This is a genomic window from Subtercola boreus, from assembly GCF_006716115.1.
GTDB lineage: Bacteria > Actinomycetota > Actinomycetes > Actinomycetales > Microbacteriaceae > Subtercola > Subtercola boreus.
In genome coordinates this window covers 1,012,139-1,032,882 of sequence record NZ_VFOO01000001.1, presented here as the reverse complement: position 1 = coordinate 1,032,882, position 20,744 = coordinate 1,012,139, and the positions used below count along the sequence as shown (strand labels likewise).

19 protein-coding genes and 3 tRNA genes are annotated in these 20,744 nt (G+C 67.5%); 12 read left to right on the top strand and 10 right to left on the bottom strand.

The window, feature by feature from the left end:
- Window positions 1-28 precede the first annotated feature (28 nt).
- The 3 genes from FB464_RS04830 to FB464_RS04820 all read right to left on the bottom strand — a co-directional run bounded on the left by FB464_RS04830 (window position 29) and on the right by FB464_RS04820 (window position 2,773).
- Window positions 29-835, bottom strand: coding sequence for a hypothetical protein (locus FB464_RS04830; RefSeq protein ID WP_116414865.1), 807 nt, complete (start codon window positions 833-835; stop codon window positions 29-31).
- Window positions 829-1,491, bottom strand: a complete 663-nt coding sequence (locus FB464_RS04825; protein WP_211327369.1) for a SatD family protein — start codon at window positions 1,489-1,491, stop codon at window positions 829-831. The genes FB464_RS04830 and FB464_RS04825 overlap by 7 nt, the downstream gene beginning before the upstream one ends.
- A 103-nt stretch (window positions 1,492-1,594) precedes the next feature.
- Window positions 1,595-2,773: a class I SAM-dependent methyltransferase gene (locus FB464_RS04820; protein ID WP_116414866.1), complete on the bottom strand. Its 1,179-nt coding sequence runs from the start codon at window positions 2,771-2,773 to the stop codon at window positions 1,595-1,597.
- A 93-nt stretch (window positions 2,774-2,866) separates the two neighbouring features.
- Here FB464_RS04820 and FB464_RS20565 point away from each other — a divergent pair, with 93 nt between their 5' ends.
- Window positions 2,867-3,913 carry a DUF418 domain-containing protein gene (locus FB464_RS20565; protein WP_211327470.1) on the top strand — a complete coding sequence of 349 codons (1,047 nt, stop codon included), beginning with the start codon at window positions 2,867-2,869 and terminating at the stop codon, window positions 3,911-3,913.
- Here the strand turns inward: FB464_RS20565 and FB464_RS04810 are convergent.
- Together FB464_RS04810 and FB464_RS04805 are read right to left on the bottom strand one after the other, a co-directional pair.
- Window positions 3,873-3,945 (bottom strand) — tRNA-Val (locus FB464_RS04810). The two genes, FB464_RS20565 and FB464_RS04810, sit on opposite strands and share 41 nt — an antisense overlap.
- A gap of 32 nt (window positions 3,946-3,977) precedes the next feature.
- Window positions 3,978-4,451 carry a peroxiredoxin gene (locus tag FB464_RS04805; RefSeq protein WP_116414867.1) on the bottom strand — a complete coding sequence of 158 codons (474 nt, stop codon included), beginning with the start codon at window positions 4,449-4,451 and terminating at the stop codon, window positions 3,978-3,980.
- Between the two features lie 198 nt (window positions 4,452-4,649).
- Here FB464_RS04805 and aceE point away from each other — a divergent pair, with 198 nt between their 5' ends.
- The 6 genes from aceE (at window position 4,650) to FB464_RS04775 (ending at window position 12,337) form a co-directional block, all read left to right on the top strand.
- Window positions 4,650-7,379 (top strand): pyruvate dehydrogenase (acetyl-transferring), homodimeric type, encoded by a 2,730-nt coding sequence (aceE, locus tag FB464_RS04800; protein WP_116416586.1) that lies wholly within the window; start codon window positions 4,650-4,652, stop codon window positions 7,377-7,379.
- A gap of 32 nt (window positions 7,380-7,411) precedes the next feature.
- The gene (locus tag FB464_RS04795; RefSeq protein WP_116414868.1) at window positions 7,412-8,617 is read left to right on the top strand and encodes a PucR family transcriptional regulator; all 1,206 of its coding nucleotides are present in this window, start codon (window positions 7,412-7,414) and stop codon (window positions 8,615-8,617) included.
- 95 nt (window positions 8,618-8,712) lie between these two features.
- The gene (locus tag FB464_RS04790) at window positions 8,713-9,636 is read left to right on the top strand and encodes an ACP S-malonyltransferase (RefSeq protein WP_116414869.1); all 924 of its coding nucleotides are present in this window, start codon (window positions 8,713-8,715) and stop codon (window positions 9,634-9,636) included.
- Window positions 9,633-10,658, top strand: a complete 1,026-nt coding sequence (locus FB464_RS04785; RefSeq protein WP_116414870.1) for a beta-ketoacyl-ACP synthase III — start codon at window positions 9,633-9,635, stop codon at window positions 10,656-10,658. Before FB464_RS04790 ends, FB464_RS04785 begins: the two co-directional genes overlap by 4 nt.
- Before the next feature lie 82 nt (window positions 10,659-10,740).
- The gene (locus tag FB464_RS04780) at window positions 10,741-10,989 is read left to right on the top strand and encodes an acyl carrier protein (RefSeq protein WP_104244189.1); all 249 of its coding nucleotides are present in this window, start codon (window positions 10,741-10,743) and stop codon (window positions 10,987-10,989) included.
- Window positions 10,990-11,101: 112 nt separating this feature from the next.
- Window positions 11,102-12,337 carry a beta-ketoacyl-[acyl-carrier-protein] synthase family protein gene (locus FB464_RS04775; protein ID WP_116414871.1) on the top strand — a complete coding sequence of 412 codons (1,236 nt, stop codon included), beginning with the start codon at window positions 11,102-11,104 and terminating at the stop codon, window positions 12,335-12,337.
- A 104-nt stretch (window positions 12,338-12,441) separates the two neighbouring features.
- Here the strand turns inward: FB464_RS04775 and FB464_RS04770 are convergent, their stop codons facing one another.
- A complete protein-coding gene (locus FB464_RS04770) occupies window positions 12,442-12,945 on the bottom strand; it encodes a DUF3145 domain-containing protein (protein ID WP_116416587.1) in 504 nt (167 codons plus the stop codon).
- 243 nt (window positions 12,946-13,188) lie between these two features.
- Here FB464_RS04770 and FB464_RS04765 point away from each other — a divergent pair, with 243 nt between their 5' ends.
- Together FB464_RS04765 and FB464_RS04760 are read left to right on the top strand one after the other, a co-directional pair.
- Window positions 13,189-13,758 (top strand): PadR family transcriptional regulator, encoded by a 570-nt coding sequence (locus tag FB464_RS04765; RefSeq protein ID WP_170151911.1) that lies wholly within the window; start codon window positions 13,189-13,191, stop codon window positions 13,756-13,758.
- A gap of 99 nt (window positions 13,759-13,857) precedes the next feature.
- On the top strand, window positions 13,858-14,403 hold the full coding sequence (locus tag FB464_RS04760) for a septum formation family protein (RefSeq protein WP_170151912.1): 546 nt from the start codon (window positions 13,858-13,860) through the stop codon (window positions 14,401-14,403).
- A 49-nt stretch (window positions 14,404-14,452) separates the two neighbouring features.
- Here FB464_RS04760 and FB464_RS04755 read toward each other — a convergent pair whose 3' ends face one another.
- The gene (locus FB464_RS04755; RefSeq protein ID WP_116414874.1) at window positions 14,453-15,418 is read right to left on the bottom strand and encodes an alpha/beta hydrolase; all 966 of its coding nucleotides are present in this window, start codon (window positions 15,416-15,418) and stop codon (window positions 14,453-14,455) included.
- Between the two features lie 238 nt (window positions 15,419-15,656).
- Here FB464_RS04755 and FB464_RS04750 point away from each other — a divergent pair.
- Window positions 15,657-15,730, top strand: a tRNA-Ile gene (locus tag FB464_RS04750).
- A gap of 59 nt (window positions 15,731-15,789) precedes the next feature.
- On the opposite strand, the gene FB464_RS04745 is transcribed toward FB464_RS04750, so the two are convergent.
- A complete protein-coding gene (locus FB464_RS04745) occupies window positions 15,790-17,088 on the bottom strand; it encodes a glycosyltransferase (protein WP_116414875.1) in 1,299 nt (432 codons plus the stop codon).
- Window positions 17,089-17,156: 68 nt separating this feature from the next.
- A complete protein-coding gene (locus tag FB464_RS04740; RefSeq protein ID WP_246092935.1) occupies window positions 17,157-18,104 on the bottom strand; it encodes a DMT family transporter in 948 nt (315 codons plus the stop codon).
- 43 nt (window positions 18,105-18,147) lie between these two features.
- On the opposite strand from FB464_RS04740, the gene def reads away from it, so the two are divergent.
- Together def and FB464_RS04730 are read left to right on the top strand one after the other, a co-directional pair.
- Window positions 18,148-18,720 (top strand): peptide deformylase, encoded by a 573-nt coding sequence (gene def, locus FB464_RS04735; RefSeq protein WP_116414877.1) that lies wholly within the window; start codon window positions 18,148-18,150, stop codon window positions 18,718-18,720.
- A 145-nt stretch (window positions 18,721-18,865) separates the two neighbouring features.
- Window positions 18,866-18,938 (top strand) — tRNA-Asn (locus tag FB464_RS04730).
- Window positions 18,939-19,140: 202 nt separating this feature from the next.
- Here the strand turns inward: FB464_RS04730 and FB464_RS04725 are convergent.
- A complete protein-coding gene (locus FB464_RS04725) occupies window positions 19,141-20,709 on the bottom strand; it encodes an HNH endonuclease signature motif containing protein (protein ID WP_116414878.1) in 1,569 nt (522 codons plus the stop codon).
- Window positions 20,710-20,744: the final 35 nt, after the last annotated feature.

Genomic DNA, 20,744 nt, shown 5'->3' with positions numbered 1-20,744 from the left:
TCGCCGAATGTCAGCCCTGGACGGATGGTCAGCGCGCAGCCACCAACAGGGCGATGGCGGCGGCAGCGGTCGCCCAGCTCACCAGGCTGCCGACGAGGAAGTACTCGGCTTTGGTGCCCGAGAGACCGTCGCCGCCCTTCACATCTTCAGCGATCTCCGGGAAGCGGACGATGCCTTTGGCGGCGACCAGGGCGGCCGCGATGGGTGAGAGCCCGGCCAGCACGATGGCGACGATGAGCAGCCGTTCGAGCGGGCCGATCAGTCGGCCGCCCTTGAGGTCGGAACGGGTGAGATCGGTGCGAGCCTCATCTGTTGGCTCAGAGGTTTCGACGTCGTCCGACTGCTCAGGAAGCTCCGGCACCTCCACCCGCGTCTGCAGCGCAATGCGTACGACGATGTTCGCGCTCTCGACGAGGAACAGCCCGACGCCGATGAAGAGCACCACCACGGGCAACGGCGTGTCGCGGACGGCTGCCGCCGCGGCATCCCGGTGCCCGTCGACGAGGTAGCCCGACAGATCCAGCGCCGTGCGGTCGGAGAGCAGCAGCACGACCACCGCAACGATGAGACCGACGACCGCCGCGCGGCCGGCCGGCCCCGTCGCGTGTTCGTGCGATGTCGTCAGGGCGAGCCAGGCACCGGCCGCCACAAGGCAGAGTGCGACCCAGCCGGGCGGAACACCGAGGCCGGTGGTGGCCAGCACCGCGAGCAGCAACCAGCCCACGGCGACCGACAGGACGGCGCCGAGCGTCGGACGACGCCCGGCACGTGCCCGGAACTGCCGTCGCAGCAGGTCTGCCGAGCCGATGGCGGCCAGCAGGATGGCGGTCAGCATGGCACTCCCGACTGCGTCGCGGCTTCGCGGAACTCCCCGATACCGGCCCGGAGGGCGGTGACACCGGCACGCCGGAGAGACTGCGACACAGCCGACTGCGAGATCTGCTCCTGCTCCGCGAGCACAGACTGTGACCGGCCGAGCCAGCTCCCGAGCGCCAACCGCCGCTCACGGTCGCTCATTCCGCCGACGATGTAGTCGCGGCCGAGCAGGTAGGCGTTGATGGCCGCGTCCGTGAAGGACGTCTCGCCGTCGCCCCGGTACCAGCTTCGAAGGGTCACGGTCTGGCCGTCTGCCCGGCGGTGCGCCTCGTCGATCGCCGCACGTGCGGCCCACCAGGCGGAACCGTCCTGCAGCACACCGGTGAGACCCGTGCCGACCGCCCGGATCTCACCACGCCCGAGACCGAACCGGCAGTCGAGCCCCTCGGGCATCGCGAGCCGGGCGAGCAGTGTCGCCTCCAGGGCGTCGGTCACCGAGGCGAAGACGGCCTGGAACTCGTCCCCCAGGGTCGCGGCGAAGGGCTCGACGTGGCCGACGGCCCTGTTCACGGTTGCGAAGGCTCGTTCGAGCAGGTGCTGGACGGCGGCTCGATCGGCGATCCGACGTGAGTCGACCAGATCCACGATCACTGCCACTCTCATCTCGGATGTCATTGCATAAGCCTACGGCTGATATTTTGTAAATATAAGCATCTGGCTGATATTCGGCGAATATAAGCCCCCTGCTGATGATCTTCTCGTCGCCCGCCCGACGACGTCACCGGTCCACCGGCTTCGTGCTGGCCGTCACCGTGAACTTCGCGTTCTGCCCCCACACCCGGGTGGGACCGACCAGTCGCCGCAGGTCGGGTTGGTAGGCGAGCGGCGAGTTGAAGACCGTGAGCAGCACTCCGCCCGGGCGGAGAACCCGCCCCGCGTCACGGAAGAGTCCCAGGGCCACACCGGTGTGCACCGAACTGCCGACATGGAACGGCGGGTTGCAGACAATCAGGTCTGCGGAAGAATCCGGCTGCAGCGACAGTCCGTCGTCGCGCACCACCCGCACGTCATCGAATCCGTTGGCTCGCATCGTCGCCCGCGCCGATGCGCACGCCGCTGCCGACTGGTCTGTCGCGGTCACCACGAGCAGCGGGAAGCTCCGCGCGAGCGCGGCCGCGATGATCCCGGTGCCGCAGCCGAGGTCGATGGCCGAGAGGGCCGCACCCGCACCGCCCGCGGGCCGAGAATCCACCGTGCCCGCCTCGGCCTCCCCGACAGCGTGGTCGAGGTACTCCAGCACGAACCGGGTGCCGATGTCGAGCCCGGAGCCCGCGAACACACCCCCGTGCGCGGCGATCGTCAGCCCCAGTTCGGCATTCCGGTCGAGCTTCGGGTAGGGCGGAGCATCCGTCGGCCGGAGCGGACCGCGCGCCACCAGCACGCGCGACTTCTGCCGGGCGAGCGACGCGCGCACCTCGGAGAAGTGCGCGCCGAGCGTCTCATTCATGGCACGCGACAGGTGTTTGATGCGCCCGCCGCCGAAGACGACAACGTTCTCATCGGCATACCGGGCGATCGCGTCGGCGATCTCGTCGAGCTCCGCGAGCCCCCGCGACACCTGCAGAAGCACCACGCGTGCGCCCGCCAGGAGCTCTGCCGACAGCGGAAGCGAGACGTACCGGTCGACCAGCCCCAGCGTGGCGGCATTCCGGGCGAGCGCCTGCTCGCCGACCAGCCTGTCCTGGTGGCTCCGGATGCCCGCCAGCCCGAATCGCGCGGCTGCACCGAGGGTGAGCGCTCCGTAGCGGTCGCCGATCACGACCACGTCGCCGCTGCCGGAGTCCGCCAGCACCTCGGCGGCCTCGTCAAGCACAAGCCGGTCGCTCGCGTCGCTCGCGAAGAGGTTCGGCGCCTCGATGTCGGGGGCCCGCCGAAGCGTGCCGAACAGTTCGTCCATGCCTCCCAGTCTGGCCCACACCACCGACCCTGCCTCCCCGCCGGCCGCCCGGGTGGGGTATCGTCGTCAGACTCGACCTCGGGGGGACAGCACATGGCAGATCGATCCGGCCGGCTCGCCGGCCTCGACATCGCGCGGGGAATCGCGGTGCTCGGCATGTTCGTCGCCCACGCCTGGCCCTCGTCCGACACGGCGTTCTCCCACATCCTGGTCGGGCTGGCCAACGGCGAACGCCCCCGCACCCTGTTTGCGGTCGTCGGCGGCATCTCCCTGGCGCTCTTCGTCCGGAGCCTCGCCCGGCGCACGGACGCCGACGCCGTGCGCATCCGCCGCACCGTCGCTGTGCGCGGCGTCGCGCTCGTCGCTCTCGGCCTCTTCCTCCAGACGATGTACAGCGGAGTCTCGATCGTGCTCGACACCTGGGGCCTGCTGTTCCTCTTCTTCGTCCCTCTCCTTCGTGTGCCGTCCCGCTGGCTCATCGGTCTCGCCGCCGTTGCGCTTCCCGTCGGCGTGGCTCTCGAGCGCTCGAGCGACACCTGGAGCCCTCTCCTCCGCCTGCCGAACACCCTCTTCGTGCAGCCGCTCGACTGGTTCGTCTGGGGAAGCTACCCCCTGCTGATCTGGGTGTCCTTCCTCGGGGTCGGCTATGTGCTGGGCCGCCTCGACATCACCGCACGCCGCACACAGCTCTGGATGCTCGGCAGCGGTCTCGTCGTCGCCGTCGCCGCGCAACTGGCCCTCAAAGCCCTGTTCGGAGCCCCGTCGTTCGCGGCCGAGATCTCGGCCCACCTCTCCGCGATCGGAGTCGCTGTCGCGCTCGTCGGCGGGCTCTGCCTCATCAGTGCGTCGAAGGTCGTGTCGATCATCCTGTATCCGCTCGGCTCGGTCGGGATGATGCCGCTCACGATCTACACCGGGCACGTGCTCATCCTCGCGCTCCGCTACGCGCTCGACCCGACGCAACCGGTCAAGGACCAGACGGTATGGATCCTGCTGACGCTCGGCAGTCTCGTCTTCGCGACGCTCTGGCGCCTGCTGCTCGGGCAGGGGCCCCTGGAGCGCGCACTACGGGCGCTCGACGGGAGCAGACAGAAGAATGTGCGCCCTACCGGGATCGAACCGATGACATCCACGGTGTAAACGTGGCGCTCTACCAGCTGAGCTAAAGGCGCGTGGTGCCAAAATCCTACAGGGTTCGGCGAGCCTACACTCCGGCAGGCTCGAGCTCCTCCAACGCAGCACGGTAGGCCTCGATCGAGCGGGCCTCGCCGGGAGCGGTGATGAAGCTGGCACGGATGATGCCGTGGGTGTCGATCACGAAGGTGGCCCTGTTCGAGAAGCCCTTGCCCTCGAGGAAGACTCCGTACTCCTTGGCGACCTCGCCGTGCGGCCAGAAGTCGGCGAGGAGGTTGAAGTCGAACCCCTTCTCCTCGCTCCACGCGCGGAGTGCCGACTTCGAGTCGACCGAGATGCCGAGCAGCTCGACGCTGTTGTCGCGGAACATCGCGATGTTGTCCTCCAGCGTGCAGAGCTCGCTGGTGCAGACACCCGAGTAGGCGAGGGGGAAGAACACGATCACCACGGGCTTCACACCGCGGAACTGGCTCAGACGCACCTTCTCGCCGAACTGGTTCGACAGTTCGAAGTCGGGAGCGAATGTGTCGTTTTCGAGTGCCATGACGGCGATCCTTCCGGTGGCGGGTAATTTGCCTGCCAGACCCAGTCCACCAGTCTATTCCCTCCAATCCGCCTGCAACCCCCAGGCGAGGGCGTGTGGGCCGGTCGGGATTCAGTAGGCTTGAGGACGGTGTGGATTCCGTGAACCGGAGCCAGCGCCTCTGAATGATCTCTACAACCCAGAAGAGAGAGGTTGACGTTGACTGTCAACGATCAAGACCCGTATTCGGTGACCAACATCGATGCAGATCCCGATGAAACCGCCGAATGGTCGGAATCCCTCGATGCACTGGTCGCGGCTCGCGGCCACGGTCGCGCCAGGGAGATCATGCTCAGCCTGCTGAAGCGCAGCAAGGAGCTCCACCTCGGTGTTCCGATGGTTCCGACCACCGACTACATCAACACGATCGCCGCGGAGAACGAACCGGACTTCCCGGGCAACGAGGACATCGAGCGCCGGTACCGTGCCTGGATCCGCTGGAACGCCGCAATGCTGGTGCATCGCGCCCAGCGCCCCGGCATCGCCGTCGGCGGCCACATCTCGACGTACGCGTCGAGCGCCAGCCTCTACGAGGTCGGCTTCAACCACTTCTTCCGCGGCCAGGACCACCCGGGCGGCGGAGACCAGATCTTCATCCAGGGCCACGCCTCCCCCGGCACCTACGCCCGGGCCTTCCTCGAGGGCCGGCTCGACGAGAACAAGCTCGACGGCTTCCGCCAGGAGAAGTCGCACGCCGGTGGCGGGCTCAGCTCCTACCCGCACCCGCGCCTCATGCCGGAGTTCTGGCAGTTCCCGACCGTCTCGATGGGCCTCGGCCCGATCAACGCGATCTACCAGGCGCAGTCGAACAAGTACCTCACCAACCGCGGCATCAAGGACGCCAGCGACCAGCAGGTCTGGGCCTTCCTCGGCGACGGCGAGATGGACGAGGTCGAGAGCCGCGGGCAGCTGCAGGTCGCTGCCAACGAGGGCCTCGACAACCTCAACTTCGTGATCAACTGCAACCTGCAGCGCCTCGACGGCCCGGTGCGCGGCAACGGCAAGATCATCCAGGAGCTCGAGAGCTTCTTCCGCGGCGCCGGCTGGAACGTCATCAAGGTCATCTGGGGTCGCGAGTGGGACTCGCTGCTCGAGAACGACACCGACGGCGCCCTGCTGAACCTGATGAACACGACTCCGGATGGCGATTTCCAGACGTACAAGACCGAAGACGGCGGGTACGTGCGCGACAACTTCTTCGGCCGCGACCCGCGCGCCCTGAAGCTGATCGAGAACTACAGCGACGACCAGGTCTGGGGCCTGAAGCGCGGCGGCCACGACTACCGCAAGGTGTACGCGGCGTTCAAGGCTGCGAGTGAGCACAAGGGCCAGCCCACGGTCATCCTCGCCCACACCATCAAGGGCTACGGTCTCGGCAAGAGCTTCGAGGGTCGGAACGCGACCCACCAGATGAAGAAGATGACGCTCGACAACCTCAAGCAGTTCCGCGACGAGATGCACATCCCGATCACGAACGCCAAGCTCGAGGAGAACCCGTACCTTCCCCCGTACTACAACCCGGGTGAGGGCGACGAGGCGATCGAGTACATGCACGAGCGCCGCCGCGCGCTGGGTGGGTACCTGCCCGAGCGCCGCACGAAGCACACCGCGATCACGCTGCCGGAGGATTCCGCCTACGCGATCATGAAGAAGGGCTCCGGAACGCAGGAGATCGCCACCACCATGGCGTTCGTGCGCCTGCTGAAGGAGATGACGCGGTCGAAGGACTTCGGCAACCGGGTGGTTCCGGTCATCCCCGACGAGGCGCGCACGTTCGGCATGGACGCGTTCTTCCCGAGCGCGAAGATCTACAACCCGAACGGCCAGCACTACACGAGCGTCGACCGCGACCTGCTGCTCGCCTACAAGGAGAGCCCGCAGGGCCAGATCGTGCATGTCGGCATCAACGAGGCGGGCGCCCTCGCGGCGTTCACCGCGGCCGGCACCTCGTATTCGACGCAGGGCGAGCCGCTCATCCCGGTCTACGTCTTCTACTCGATGTTCGGCTTCCAGCGCACCGGCGACGCCCTCTGGGCCGCCGGCGACCAGATGGCGCGTGGTTTCGTGATGGGCGCCACCGCCGGTCGCACCACGCTCACCGGCGAGGGCCTGCAGCACGCGGATGGTCACAGCCACCTGCTGGCGTCGACGAACCCGGCCGTGGTGTCGTACGACCCCGCGTACGGCTACGAGATCGGGCACATCGTGCGCGCGGGCCTCGAGCGGATGTACGGCGGAACCCACACCGACCCGAACGTCATGTACTACATCACTCTCTACAACGAGCCCATGGTGATGCCGGCCGAGCCGGAGAACGTCGACGTCGAGGGCATCGTCAAGGGCATCCACCACCTGAAGTCCGGCTGGGTCGACGGGGGCCCACGGGCCAACGTGCTCGCGTCGGGCGTCGGTGTTCCGTGGGCGCTCGAGGCCCAGCAGCTGCTCGCCGACGACTGGGGCGTCTCCGCCGATGTCTGGTCGGTCACCAGTTGGACCGAGCTCCGCCGTGACGGTCTCAGGGCTGAGGAGCACAACTTCCTGAACCCGAGCGAGCAGCCGCAGGTTCCGTACCTGACCGACAAGCTGTCGGGCGCAGCCGGGCCGTTCGTCGCCGTCAGCGACTACATGCACGCGATCCCCGACCAGATCCGGCAGTTCGTGCCCGGCGACTACGCGACGCTCGGAGCCGACGACTTCGGCTTCAGCGACACGCGCCCCGCCGCCCGCCGATTCTTCAAGATCGACGGCCCCTCGGTCGTGGTGCGGGTGCTCGAACAGCTCGCCGCGCGCAACGAGGTCGACCCGAACGCCCCACAGTGGGCGATCGACAAGTATCGGCTGCACGATGTCTCGGCCGGCACCTCGGGTTCGGCGGGCGGCGAGAGCTGAGCGGCCCGCGCTGACGCGCTGCCGCAGCAACAATGCCCCGCACGAAAGAACAGACGCTCGCCTGGCTCCGCACGGTGTCGGGCGAGCTGTCGACGGCGACGATCAAGAAACTCGACGAGACGCTTCCCTGGTACGGCGACATGCCGCCAGGGCGGCGCTCGGCCGTCGGGCTCGTCGCCCAGGCCGGCATCAAGTCGTTCATCACCTGGTATGACGACCCGACCACGACGACCTGGATCGCCTCCGACGTCTTCGGCTCCGCCCCGCGGGAACTCCTCCGGTCGGTCAGCCTGACGCAGACGCTGCAGCTGATCCGGGTGGTCGTCGAGGTGGTGGAGGAGCGGATCGCTAACGGCGACCAGTCCCTCCGCGAGGCCATCCTGCTCTATTCGCGGGAGATCGCCTTCGCCTCGGCTGACGTCTACGCGCGTGCGGCAGAGGCTCGGGGTCTCTGGGATGCCCGGCTCGAGGCGCTCGTCGTCGACTCGATCCTCTCGGGTGAGTACGACGACGAACTGCCGAGCCGGATCGCCGCGCTCGGCTGGCACGGGCACGGCGAGGTGAGCGTGCTCGTCGGCACCGCACCGCGGCTGCCGGACGTCGACCAGATGCGCCGCACCGCACGCCATCTCTCAGCCGACGTGCTGATCGGCGTGCAAGGCGGCCGTCTCGTGCTGGTCATCGGCCGTTCCCAACCGGCGGTCGGCGCTCCGGACGAACCGCCGCCGGGCACCGTGGCCGCGCCGAGGCTCTCGTTCATGGACATCGCACGCGCTCTCGAGCCTCTCTTCGGCCCGGGCCATCTGGTTCTCGGCCATGAGGTTCCGGGCCTGGTCGAGGCCTCACGGAGCGCAAAAGCCGCTCTGGCCGGGTTCGCGGTCGCACGGTCATGGCGGAACGCTCCCCGCCCGGTCCTCGCCGACGATCTCCTGCCGGAGCGGGCACTGGCCGGCGACCCGCTGGCACGCTCGACTCTCGTCAACCGCATCTACCGGCCGCTCCAGGACCAGAGCCCGGAACTGATGACCACGCTCTGGTGCTACCTCGACAACGGTCGGTCGCTCGAGGGAACGGCCCGCGAGCTCTTCGTGCATCCCAACACCGTGCGGTACCGGTTGAAGCGTGTCTCGCAGGTCATCGGCTGGGACGCGACAGGTGCCCGCGAAGCGCTCATCCTGCAGTCAGCGCTCATCCTCGGTTCGATGAACGAACCGGATCCGGCCGCGCGTCGACGCTGATCTCGACTGCGGTGAGAGGATTCCCACAGGCTTTCGGGTGATCTTCGATCGCTTTCCCACACTGTTCCCTCCCCGATTCTTGAAAGACTGGTTCCATGATCGTCATCGTCTGCCCCGGACAGGGCTCCCAGACTCCCGGCTTCCTCGCGCCCTGGGTGGCTGAGCCCGCCTTCGCCGACCACCTCGGGCTGCTCTCCGAGCTGGCCGGGCTCGATCTGCTGAAGTACGGCACCGAGAGCGATGCCGACACGATCCGCGACACCCGTGTCGCCCAGCCGTTGATCGTGGCTGCGGGTCTCCTGACCCTCGGTGCGCTGCTCGCCGACGGCCGGCGTGCCGCCGTGGGCGGCGTCGCCGGCCACTCGGTCGGTGAGATCACCGCGGCGCAGGCCGCGGGCATCCTCACCGAGAGCGATGCGATGACGTTCGTGCGCGAGCGCGGCGCGGCGATGGCGGAGGCAGCGGCGCTCACCCCGACAGGCATGAGCGCGGTCGTCGGAGGCGACGAAGCGGAACTGCTCGTCGCGATCGAGAAGCTCGACCTGCAGCCCGCGAACTTCAACGGCGGCGGCCAGATCGTGGTCGCCGGTGCCCTCGACAAGCTGGCCGAGCTCGCCTCCGTTGCCCCCCGCGGCGCACGGGTCATCCCCCTCCAGGTCGCCGGAGCCTTCCACACTCGGTACATGCAGCCGGCCGTGGAGCACCTCACCGAGGTCGCCTCGGCCCTCACCCCGACGCATCCGTCCCTCCCCATCTGGACGAACCGTGACGGTGGCGTCGTCGACACCGGCGACGCGTTCCTCGACCTCCTCGTCGGGCAGGTCTCCTCCCCTGTGCGCTGGGACCGCACCATGGCTTCGTTCCAGGATGCCGGCATCACCGGGATCATCGAGGTCGCACCGGCCGGCGCACTCGTCGGCCTTGCAAAGCGCGGGTTGAAGGGCGTGCCCTCTGTGGCCGTCAAGACCCCCGACGACCTGCCCGCGGCCATCGAGCTGCTGACGGGAGAGCACTCATGACGCAGCCGCGCCTCAGACAGTCCACCGGACACGAGTTCACCCGCATCTACGCCCTCGGGGCCGCGCGCGGTGAACTGGTGGTCGACAACGCCCAGCTGATCGGCCCCATCGACAGTTCCGATGAGTGGATCCGCCAGCGCACCGGCATCGTCGAGCGACGCCGGGCCCCGAAGGAGGTCACCGCCGTCGACCTCGCCGTCGAGGCGGGCCGCGAAGCCATCGAGAAGTCGGGCATCCGTGCCGACCAGATCGGCGCCGTGATCGTCGCGACCATCAGCAACCCTGTCGTCACCCCGTCCGTCTCGACGCTGGTCGCCGAGCGGGTGGGTGCCGGCACCGCGGCCGCCTACGACATCGAAGCGGCGTGCGCCGGCTACACCTACGCCATCGCGCAGGCCGATTCGCTCGTGCGCGCCGGAGTGGCCGACTACGTTCTGGTCATCGGCGCCGAGAAACTCTCCGACTTCGTCAGCCCCACGGACCGCTCCATCTCGTTCCTCCTCGGAGACGGCGCAGGTGCAGCGGTCGTCGGCCCGAGCGACTTCCCCGGTATCTCGACCTCGATCCTCGGCTCCGACGGTTCCAAGTGGGGCGCCGTCGGCATGGAGGGCACCTACACGGGGTTCCGCGCGGGTGACAACGAGTGGCCGTACATGCGCCAGGACGGCCAGACCGTGTTCCGCTGGGCCGTCTGGGAGATGGCGAAGGTCGCCCAGCGGGCGCTCGACGCCGCCGGCGTCACCGCCGACGACCTCACCGCGTTCATCCCGCACCAGGCCAACATGAGGATCGTCGACGAGTTCGCGAAGGTTCTGAAACTGCCCGCGAGTGTACTCATCGCGCGCGACATCGCCACCACGGGCAATACCTCCGCGGCGTCGATACCCCTCGCTGCTCACCGGCTGCTGTCCGAGCATCCGGAGGCCGCCGGGGGCCTCGCCCTGCAGATCGGCTTCGGCGCTGGCCTCGTTTTCGGCGCGCAGGTCGTCGTGCTGCCGGGGAACAGCCCCCGCCTGACCTAAACTGAATGTCGCCTCAAACGACACCGCCTCACTGGAGAGAGCATCCCCGCCTTCCAGGGGCACCACCCAAGGAGAAAAAACAATGGCATTGTCCACCGAAGAAGTTCTCGCCGGCCTCGCCGAGCTCATCAACGACGAAACCGGAATCGCGGCTGACACGGTGGAGCTCGACAAGTCCTTCACCGACGACCTCGACATCGACTCCATCTCGATGATGACGATCGTCGTCAACGCCGAAGAGAAGTTCGACGTCAAGATCCCCGACGAAGAGGTCAAGAACCTGAAGACCGTCGGCGACGCCGTCACCTTCATCGCGAACGCCCAGGGCTAGTCGGCACAGCCTTCAGCTCCCGGATGACCGGGGCCGCCCTCGGCGCCCCGGTCTCCTGCTCCACCGCCCCGCTTCACCGCACCGCCCGTCTGATCCACAGAAAGTTCATCGCATGAGCAAAAGAATCGTTGTCACCGGTATCGGTGCGACCACTCCCCTGGGCGGAACCGCCGAAGAGAGCTGGCAGGCCCTGCTGGGCGGCGTTTCCGGAAACCGGGCGCTCGAACAGGACTGGGTCGAGAGGTGGCAGGTGCCGATCACCATGGCCGCCCAGGTCGTCGTACCCTCGGTCGACGTGCTCTCCCGCCAGGAGACCAAGCGTCTCGACCCGAACAGCCAGTTCGCCCTGACCGCTGCCCGGGAAGCCTGGGCAGATGCCGGCTCCCCCGGGGTCGAGCCCGAACGCCTCGGCGTCAACTGGGCAACCGGCATCGGCGGCCTGTGGACTCTGCTCGACGCGTGGGACACCCTGCGTGAACGCGGCCCGCGCCGCGTGCTTCCGATGACCGTCCCGATGCTGATGGCCAACGGTGCAGCCGCCGCGATCAGCATGGACATCGGCGCGCGCGCGTTCAGCCGCACAGACGTCTCCGCCTGCGCCTCGAGCACGGAGTCGATCGCCAACGCCTACGACCACCTCCAGGCCGGCCTCGCCGACGTGATCATCGCGGGCGGGTCCGAAGCGTGCATCCACCCGCTCCCCATCGCCTCGTTCGCAGCCATGCAGGCCCTCTCGAAGCGCATGGACGACCCCGCCACCGCCTCCAGGCCATACGACGTCACCCGTGACGGCTTCGTGCTCGGCGAGGGCGCTGCTGCCGTCGTGCTCGAGACCTACGACCACGCCGTCGCCCGCGGTGCGAAGATCTACGCCGAACTCCTCGGCGGATCCGTCACCAGCGACGCCTACCACATCACGGCCCCCGATCCCGAAGGATCCGCAGCCGCCCGCGCCATGAAGGCGGCGGTCGAGAACGCGGGATACTCCCTCAGCGACGTCGGCCACATCAACGCTCACGCCACGAGCACGCCAGTCGGTGACATCGCCGAGTACAACGCGCTCCGCCGGGTGTTCGGCGAGGGTGTCGAGGGCATCCCGGTCTCCGCCACGAAGGCCTCGACCGGCCACCTGCTCGGCGGCGCCGGTGCCATCGAGGCGATCTTCGTCGTCAAGGCCCTGCAGGAGCGCGTCGCTCCCCCGACGATCAACCTGAACGAGCAGGATCCCGAGATCCGCCTCGACGTGGTGACCTCACCGCGGCAGTTGCCGGCGGGCGAGCTTCTCGCGATCAGCAACTCGTTCGGCTTCGGCGGCCACAACGCCGTCGCTGCGTTCAAGACGGTCTAGCGCACGGGCGGGCCCGTGTCCGGATGGCACAAGCCCCAACGGCACTAGGCCCACCGGCACCGGGGCGAACGACACTGGGCCCAACGGCACCAGGCCGAACGGCGCTAGCCGACCGAGTGCAGCCAGACCACGGGGGCGAAGTCGCTCGCGTACCGGAACGGCTCGAGCTCGTCATCCCAGGCCTGGCCGAGAGCGAGGCGCAGTTCGCGGTGCAGTTCGAGCGCGTTGGTGCCCGCCGACTCCATGGCGGAGCGCAGGCGGTCCTCCGGGATGACGGTGTTGCCCGAGCTGTCGGTCTGGGCGAAGAAGATGCCGAGGTCGGGGGTGTGCATCCAGCGACCACCGTCACGGCCGGGGGCGGGGTCCTCCGTCACCTCGTAGCGGAGGTGCTCCCAGCCGCGCAGGGCGGACGCGATGGCGGCACCGGTGCCCGCGGCACCCTCCCAGTAGAACTCCGAGCGTTGCGAACCGCGAAGCACGGGCTGCTCGATCCACTCGAAGTTCACGGCACGACCAATAGCGCGACCTGCCGCCCATTCGACGTGAGGGCAGAGCGCGCGGGGAGCGGAGTGAACGTAAATCACTCCGCGTGCAACTGTCGCCACCATCTTCATCTCCATTCGTGAGGTACGTCTTCCCCAACGACCTGTGAACGGATGCTCGAGCCTTTCGGACCCTGAACGGTGACATTCGTGTGAAATTGTGGCGCAACCTCGCGGCGGGGCACTTCGTCCAGTATGCACGACGTGCCGCACGAATCACAAGGCTGTGATTCGCCAGTCCTATACTCGGTAGGGAATTCACGGGTCGGGTCTGTTCCCGTGAGTGGCCGGGGTTCAGGAGGGCGAAACGTGTCAGTTCGATCCGGCGTCCTCGCCGTGCTCTCCCTGGGACCGGCCTATGGCCTCCAGCTGCATGCCGAGATCGAGACCCGCACTGCACGAACCGGACGCATCAATGTCGGCCAGATCTACTCCACCCTGAACCGGCTGGTCGACGCCCGACTGGTGCGACCGGTGGAACCGGACGGGGGCGACCACCTCCCCCGCTATGCCCTGACCGCCGACGGTACGTCGGAGGTCGCCCGGTGGGTCGTCGACTCGGATGCCGGCGATCCTGACTGGGCCGCCATGGTCGAGCACGTTCTGCTCGTGGCCTCGCTGCCGGGCGTCGATCCGGGCATCCTCATCGACGCCTACCGGGCTACGTGGAGCGGGCGACCGCCCGCCCGGGAGACCGGTACAGCCGAGCGGGATGCCGGCGCGCACCGGTCCGCTGCGGCGGCCGACCAGCTCCTCGCCTCGGCCGCGCTCGCCTGGCTCGACGGCATCGAGACCGCCGTGCGCCGGGATGAGCTGGGGAGCCGACCGCTCTCGACGGAGCGCCCGCGGCGTGGACGACGACCGAGCGCCATTAACTGACAGACCTTCACATCTAGCCCGATGAGTGAGTATGATTCATTTCATATTTGTCGATCGGGGCGGCGACAGCGCGGCCACCCCCCTCACCCAGGAGTGACCATGGCCACACAGCTTCACCGATCTTCTGCCCTCCTCGCCGTCGCGGGCGCCCTCTCTGCAGTTCTTGTCCTCACCGGATGCTCGGCGGGAACGTCAGACAGTCCGCTGGCGACCGGCGCCGCCACAGCACCCGCCTCCCCGGGCTCCTCCGTCGACCCGTCGACCCCGCACCCGGCTGAGACCGTGACCGCGGACGTCTTCTCGCTGAAGGTCGGCGACTGCCTCGACAACACGAGCGACACCAGTGTCTCCGAGGTGCCGACCATCGACTGCGCCGCACCGCACGACCTCGAAGTCTTCTACGACTACGCCCTCGCCGACAGCGTGACCTACCCCGGCACCGGGGCGCTCCAGCAATCTGCCGAGGAGTCCTGCAAGAGCCAGTTCGCCGCCTTCGTCGGTGTCGGCTACGACTTGTCGATCCTGGCCTTCACCGAGTACGTTCCCACCGAGACATCCTGGGCCGGCGGCGACCGAACAGTGACCTGCGTGCTCGGCGATCCGAACGCCAAGTCGATCGGCTCCCAGCGTGGCACCGCTCACTGAAACCCGACCGTCGGCCACGACCGCGCCCGGGGCAGTGAAAATCGGGGCTTCAACTCGCCTCGAGCCTGACCTCCCTGGCCCGGAGCCCCCGACGCACTTCGCCGGCGATGGCGGATGCACCACGCGGGCTCGTGACGATGGTGTAGTGGTTGACGCGTTCGACCGGCAGCACGCGCAGCTCGGGAACCTCAGCCGCAGACAGCTCCACCTCCCGTGGACTGTAGATGCCCGGTGACTGGTTCGAGAGGTCACGGGCCGCTGTCAGGAGCACTGTCGGGCATCCTGCCGAGAGGAGCCGACGGCGCACGCCGACCGTGCCGCTCAACTCCCGGCTGTCGGCCTCGATGGCAGGGATCGACGCGATCGGCCGGAACTCGATGCTCGCGTCGGGCGCCACCCGCTCATCCACGAGGTAGTCGGCGTACTCGTCACTCTGGGTCGACCAGTCCTTCGCGAACGCCGGGTGGAGCTGCCAGAAACGGCGGTGCGAGGCCCGGCTGGCGAAGGCGAAGTCGAGGCGCGAGGCGGGACGCCCGCACACCAGCTCGATCAGGTCCTCGGGGTGCAGGGCGAGCGGGACCGTCAGAGGCAGCCCTCCGTCGACGAGCACCACCTGCATGACCAGGCCCGGCCGCGCGGCCGCCACCCCGAGGGCGACGAAAGCACCGAGCGAGTGACCGACCAATGTCACCTCGGAGAGCTGGAGAGCATCCACGACCGAGAGGACGTCGCGCACATGCTCGTCGATGCCGTAGGGGCCCGGCAGGTCGGCGCTCTGGCCGCGACCACGGAGATCCGGAGCGACGATCCGTGCCTCGGGCAGCTGGGCCGGAAGCCACGACCAGGCCAGGTGTGCACCGTCGAGCGAATGCAGCGCCACGACGACGGTCGTCGCCCCACCTTCGGGAACCCACTCGCCGACGCGCAGTACTCCGCCCCTGACGGCGATGTCCTTCGTGGAGTAGCTGCTGGAGGGTCGCGAGGAAGAGCCTCTCACCGAGGTGGTTGCTGGCATTCGTTTGTCCCGATTCTGTGGCAGAGCACCCGAGGGTGCGCCACCGATACTGCAATCCCCTACGACCCAGCAGATTTCGGGCCCTCAAAACGATAACGGCACGCCCGTGCATCGTCAACAATGAACGCGCCCGTCGGGCAAGACGGTCGCGGCAGGGCCCCGGCAGGCGCGCTGCGCTGCCATCCACCCGGAACCTTGTATCGTTGAGGGGCGACGAACGCTCCGGCACGCGTCGTGCGGGGCGTTAGCTCAGCTGGTTAGAGCAGCGGACTCATAATCCGTCGGTCGCGGGTTCAAGTCCCGCACGCCCCACCCGCATTGCCCACCCGCGTCGCCCACAGGCGCACGAGCCGCGATCGGCGCGCGACCTGTCAGTTCTCGGTCGGCGTCTGGATGATGCGGATCGCCGACGTGTTCAGCGACTCGGCAGCCATGACCTCGTCGATTGCCGCGACATCCACCGTGTTCTCGCCACGGTAGAGACGCTCGAACGTCACGATCGTGCGAACCAGGTCGTGCTTCTGGATCAGCTTGAGCGAGGCGTTCTTGAAGGCGTCGAGCTCCGCCTGGGGGAGGCGCAGCAGGCGTTCGAGTCGGTCGGCCATCTGCTGGGAATCACCGGGCGCGAAAAGGAACCCGTTGACGTCATCCTTCACGAGGTGCGGAAGCGCCATGGCGTTGGCGGCGACCACAGGAAGACCCGACGCCATGGCCTCCATGGTGGCGATGCTCTGGAGTTCGGCGATCGACGGCATGCCGAAGACGGTGGCCTTCGTGTAGGCCTCCCGGAGCTCCTCCTCCGTGACGTAGCCGCTGAAGTGCACCCGGTCGTCCACGCCGAGGGTCTTCGAGAGGTTCTCGAGATGCTTCAGGAGGTCACCACCCCCGACGATGTCGAGGTGCACGTCGAGATCCGCCGGCATCAGGCTGACTGCCTTGATGAGCACGTCGATCTGTTTCTCGCCCGTGACACGACCGACGAACAGGATCCGGTTGCCCGTGCGCTTCTCGAAGCTCGGGGTATAGTTGTCGGCGTCGATGCCGCAGGAGATCGCGAGCACTCCATCGAGGCCCGTCGACTTCTCGAGGAACTCTGCCGCCTTCTGGGTCGGGGTGGTCACGACGTCGGCGCGGCCGAATGTGCGTTTGGCAGCCTTCCACGCCATGCCGACAGCCTTCTCCTGCCACGACTTCGGAAGGAGCGTGAACTCGAGCAGGTTCTCGGGCATGAAGTGGTTGGTGCCGATGACACGGATGTTGCCCCGCTTGCGGGCGGCGATCGACAGGCCACGGCCCACGATGATGTGCGACTGGAAGTGCACGACGTCGGGATCGACCTGTTCGACGATGCGGTCACTGTTCTTGTTGATGAACCACGGTTCGGCGAAGCGCAACCAGTCATGCGGATACCAGCGGTAGCTGCGGAGCCGGTGCACGGTGATGTCCTGACCATCGTAGGACTCCGTCCACGTGCCGTGCTTCCGCGATGCGGCAGGGGCGACGACGTGAACCTCGTGTCCGCGTGCCGCCAGTCCCGAGGCGAGACGCTGCGAGAAACGTGCGCTGCCGTTGACGTTCGGGGAGAAAGTATCGGCACCGATGATGATCTTCAAGGGCTTCGCGGGGACTGCGTCTGCTGGTGCAGGGTTTGTGCCGGAAGAAGCTGACAAGTGAGAACTTTCTGGTTCGGGGCCGGGAGGTCGTGCATCCGATGGGTGCGGTGTTCGGCGGATCTACATCAGTGGACGGTTCGTGCGGAGGGATTCGTGACGGACTGCGCACCGGTTTGGGGATGGTATCGCGCAAGACCGAAGACACCCAGTATCGCGAGAAATCCGCTCAGAACAAAGCCGACCAGCGCGAGCGGCGGGGCCAACTGCGCTTCACCGAGCACAATGATGCCGATTCCGACGGCGACCAACGGGTCGACGACGGTGAGGCCGGCGATCACGAGGTCGGGTGGCCCGGACGCGTAGGCGGTCTGCACGAAGTAACCGCCGAAGGCCGCCGAGGCCAGCAACCCGACGAGGCAGACGAAAGTCAGCCACTCGAAGTCACGCTGCTGCAGCCGGCTGATCACCACTTTCGCCAGTGTGGCCACGAAGCCGTAGAGGATGCCTGCTCCGAGAATGTAGGAGACGGCACGCATGCGCTTTCTGAACAGCACGAACAGGGTGATGAATGCCGCGAGAACGATGGCCAGGATGACCACGATCGTGACGAGTTGCGCGTCATCGATCGGTTTGTCGACGGCCGTGAAGGCTGCGATGAGCACGAACAGCGCCACACCGCCGACGCACATGACGATCGAGACGACGGATGCCCGGTTCAGCTTGGTGCGGCTGATCCGCGCGTTGAGGATCGAGGTGATGACCAGCGCCACGGCGCCGAGCGGCTGCACCACGATGATCGGGGCGAAGTTCAGGCTGGTGAGCTGGAAGACGATCGCGAGACCCAGCATGAGCGTGCCGAGCACCCAGGACGGGCGCCCCAGGAGCGCCAGGAGCTGCCGGACGTCGAGGCCGCCGCTGACCTGTTGGCTGGCCGCCTCGACCTTGGCGACTCCGCGATGCTGGAACTGAGCGCCGAACGACAGGAACACGGCACCGATCAGCGCGATCGGGATTCCGACGGACTGGAAGAGGTTCGGGGCGAGCTCGGTCACAGCTTCGAGTTCGGGAGGCACCGTCCGACAGTATCGCGGTTTGTGCGCGGTTAGGCTTGGCGACATGGCTGTTCTTCCCATTCGGATCTTCGGCGATCCCGTCCTGCACTCCCCCGCCCTGCCCGTCACGGCCTTCGATGACGACCTCCGCGTTCTCGTCGCAGACATGGTCGACACGATGCACGCCGCACCCGGGGTCGGGCTTGCGGCGCCGCAGGTGGGGGTTCCGCTTCGCCTCTTCGTCTACGAGTACACCGACACCGATGACGTGCTGCACTCCGGTGCGGCCGTGAACCCAGTGCTGCTCATCAGCCCGCCGCCTGTCGAGGAGGCGCACGAAGACCTTGACGCGGAAGGCTGCCTGTCGTTCCCGGGAGAGCGGTTCCCCCTCGTGCGCTCCACGGACGCCCTCCTCCGCGCATTCACCGTCGACGGCGAATCCTACGAAGTCTCGGCGACCGGCTGGCTTGCACGGATCTTGCAGCACGAATACGACCACCTAGACGGCTACCTCTACGTGGACCGGCTCGAATTCACGTACGCCAAGTCCGCTTCGAAGATCGCGCGCAAACGCAGCTGGGGAAGCCCCGGACAGCAGTGGATGCCCGGGGTCGACACCTTCGACGGTGGGGCCTGATCCGCGGCACGCCTCCCCCGAATCGTGGTCTCGCCCTCGGTGGGGTAAGCTCTTCTCTGCTGCGTTTCGGCGGTTCTGTGAGGGTGATTTCATCCGGTCAGGGCCTCCACGGTTTCGTGATAACGTAACTAAGCTGTTTCAGCATTCCTCGATAGCTCAATTGGCAGAGCAGCCGGCTGTTAACCGGCAGGTTCTTGGTTCGAGTCCAAGTCGGGGAGCGAAAGGCCACTCAGGGCTCCACCCCGGGTGGCCTTTTTTGTGCCCTCGGCGGGGGTGGCCGGCAGGCGGCGCACGATCCGTGGATGCTCGGCTGGGGTGGCTGGGGTGGCTGGGGTGGCGGGGGTGGCTGGGGTAGCTGGAATCTCGGGCGTCGTGCAACGGGGCGTTATGCAACGGGGCGTCGTGCAACGGGGCGTCGTTCTATCCGGTGTCGCTTTCACGGTCGCCGGACGCAGGGAGCGAAGGTGGGGCTGCGGGTGGTCTGGCCCGCGGTGGCGGGCAGTGCCGGGCAGGGTTGTGCGGGCCGGGCGGGTGGTGGCCGGTTCGTTGTCGTGCCCGGTTTTGTTGGCAGGGCCTTGGGGTTTGGGTCCAGTCGAGCCATTCGGGTGGGATGAGGTGCGGGGTGCCGTTTCGGATGGTGAGTTTCCAGTGTGTTTTGTGCACGTTCGAATGGTGGAAGTGGCAGAGCAGCGCCCCGTTGTCGATGTCGGTCAGCCCGCCGGGGTGGGTGTCGGATTGCCACCCGTCGACATGGTGACTTTCGCACCAGGATGGGGGTGCGTCGCAGCCCGGCCACACACACCCGCCGTCCCGTGCTGCGAGGGCCCGGTTCTGTGCGGCGGTGAACAGGCGGCGGGTCTTCCCATGCTGCAACACCTGCCCGTGTTCGCCGAACAGGGTCGTGATCACATCCCCGTGACACAGCAGCGCCTCGACGGTCGAGTATGGGACGGGCGCGGTCAGGCCGTCGATCCACCCAATGCCGCGCCCGGTGACGACGTCTTCCAAGGAGGCGTGGAGGTTCACGGTCGGTGCGGCACCGTTGAGGCGCGGCATCTCCGGCCCGGCGGCTGCGACCTGGAGGAGGTTCACGAGCGCATCGACACGTTTCTGACCCGTGGTGCGGGTGTCCGCGGTCAAGCCGTCGATCGGGGTATCGCCGGGCGCCGACGGGTCGGCTGCGTCGGATAGGTCGGGCTCGAACGCGACGATACGGGGTGACGTATGCGGCTCCAACGCGGACGCGACGATCGCCGCCATCGACGGCGAGAGCAGCCCCCGGATCGACGTCATCCCCGAACGATGCGCCTTGAGCTCGAGGTAGCGTTTCTCGTGCAGGTCCGCCTCGCGGGGCTCCGCGCCGTCGGGGTCGAGGTGTTCCCGGCACCGGATCGCCAGATCATCCACCTGGTTCGCGGAATACCCGAAACTACCCGACGTCTGCTGCGCAAGCGCCACGAGGTCACCCTCTGCCGCCGAGATCTCCTCGGTGAACCCGATCTTCGCGGCGGCCTCGGAGAGACGCCTCGTGATCGCGACAGCCGCATCAACCCCGAGATCGCCCCGGGCCAGAGCCTCCGCAACCTGAGGGAAACGAGGTGGGTTCGGCAACCCCACCAATGACATGCTCGTGTGTACCTGGGAGGCGAGCTTCATCCTGGTCATGATCGTCTCGTCACGAGCACCGGTGATCGCCGCCAAGAACTTCGGAACCGACCGGACATTGTGCGACCGGGCAAGACCCTCCGCCCCGAACTCCGCAGCAGACCTCGCCGCCACCTCCCCAGCCATCCGCACCCGCAGGCCATCGATGATCCGGCCCAACGACTCCACCTGCACAGTCGCAGCCACCAAGGCGTCGTCGACAAGCCCGCAGGGCGCGGCAGCCCCACCGCCCGACGCCAACACAGCGTCAAACCCCCGCCGGGCATCCAGAACCCACGACACCACCGACGCAAAGTCGGGTGCGGGAGCAGCTGGCTGGTTCATGCTTCAAGTCAAACACCAACCACTGACATTGCCTC

Excerpts from the sequence above, each read along its gene's own strand:
- FB464_RS04830 (WP_116414865.1), bottom strand. The coding sequence starts at position 835 with ATGCTGACCGCCATCCTGCTGGCCGCCATCGGCTCGGCAGACCTGCTG.
- FB464_RS04825 (WP_211327369.1), bottom strand. The coding sequence starts at position 1,491 with ATGACATCCGAGATGAGAGTGGCAGTGATCGTGGATCTGGTCGACTCA.
- FB464_RS04820 (WP_116414866.1), bottom strand. The coding sequence starts at position 2,773 with ATGGACGAACTGTTCGGCACGCTTCGGCGGGCCCCCGACATCGAGGCG.
- FB464_RS20565 (WP_211327470.1), top strand. The coding sequence starts at position 2,867 with ATGGCAGATCGATCCGGCCGGCTCGCCGGCCTCGACATCGCGCGGGGA.
- FB464_RS04805 (WP_116414867.1), bottom strand. The coding sequence starts at position 4,451 with ATGGCACTCGAAAACGACACATTCGCTCCCGACTTCGAACTGTCGAAC.
- FB464_RS04795 (WP_116414868.1), top strand. The coding sequence starts at position 7,412 with ATGCCCCGCACGAAAGAACAGACGCTCGCCTGGCTCCGCACGGTGTCG.
- FB464_RS04790 (WP_116414869.1), top strand. The coding sequence starts at position 8,713 with ATGATCGTCATCGTCTGCCCCGGACAGGGCTCCCAGACTCCCGGCTTC.
- FB464_RS04785 (WP_116414870.1), top strand. The coding sequence starts at position 9,633 with ATGACGCAGCCGCGCCTCAGACAGTCCACCGGACACGAGTTCACCCGC.
- FB464_RS04780 (WP_104244189.1), top strand. The coding sequence starts at position 10,741 with ATGGCATTGTCCACCGAAGAAGTTCTCGCCGGCCTCGCCGAGCTCATC.
- FB464_RS04775 (WP_116414871.1), top strand. The coding sequence starts at position 11,102 with ATGAGCAAAAGAATCGTTGTCACCGGTATCGGTGCGACCACTCCCCTG.
- FB464_RS04770 (WP_116416587.1), bottom strand. The coding sequence starts at position 12,945 with ATGGTGGCGACAGTTGCACGCGGAGTGATTTACGTTCACTCCGCTCCC.
- FB464_RS04760 (WP_170151912.1), top strand. The coding sequence starts at position 13,858 with ATGGCCACACAGCTTCACCGATCTTCTGCCCTCCTCGCCGTCGCGGGC.
- FB464_RS04755 (WP_116414874.1), bottom strand. The coding sequence starts at position 15,418 with ATGCCAGCAACCACCTCGGTGAGAGGCTCTTCCTCGCGACCCTCCAGC.
- def (WP_116414877.1), top strand. The coding sequence starts at position 18,148 with ATGGCTGTTCTTCCCATTCGGATCTTCGGCGATCCCGTCCTGCACTCC.
- FB464_RS04725 (WP_116414878.1), bottom strand. The coding sequence starts at position 20,709 with ATGAACCAGCCAGCTGCTCCCGCACCCGACTTTGCGTCGGTGGTGTCG.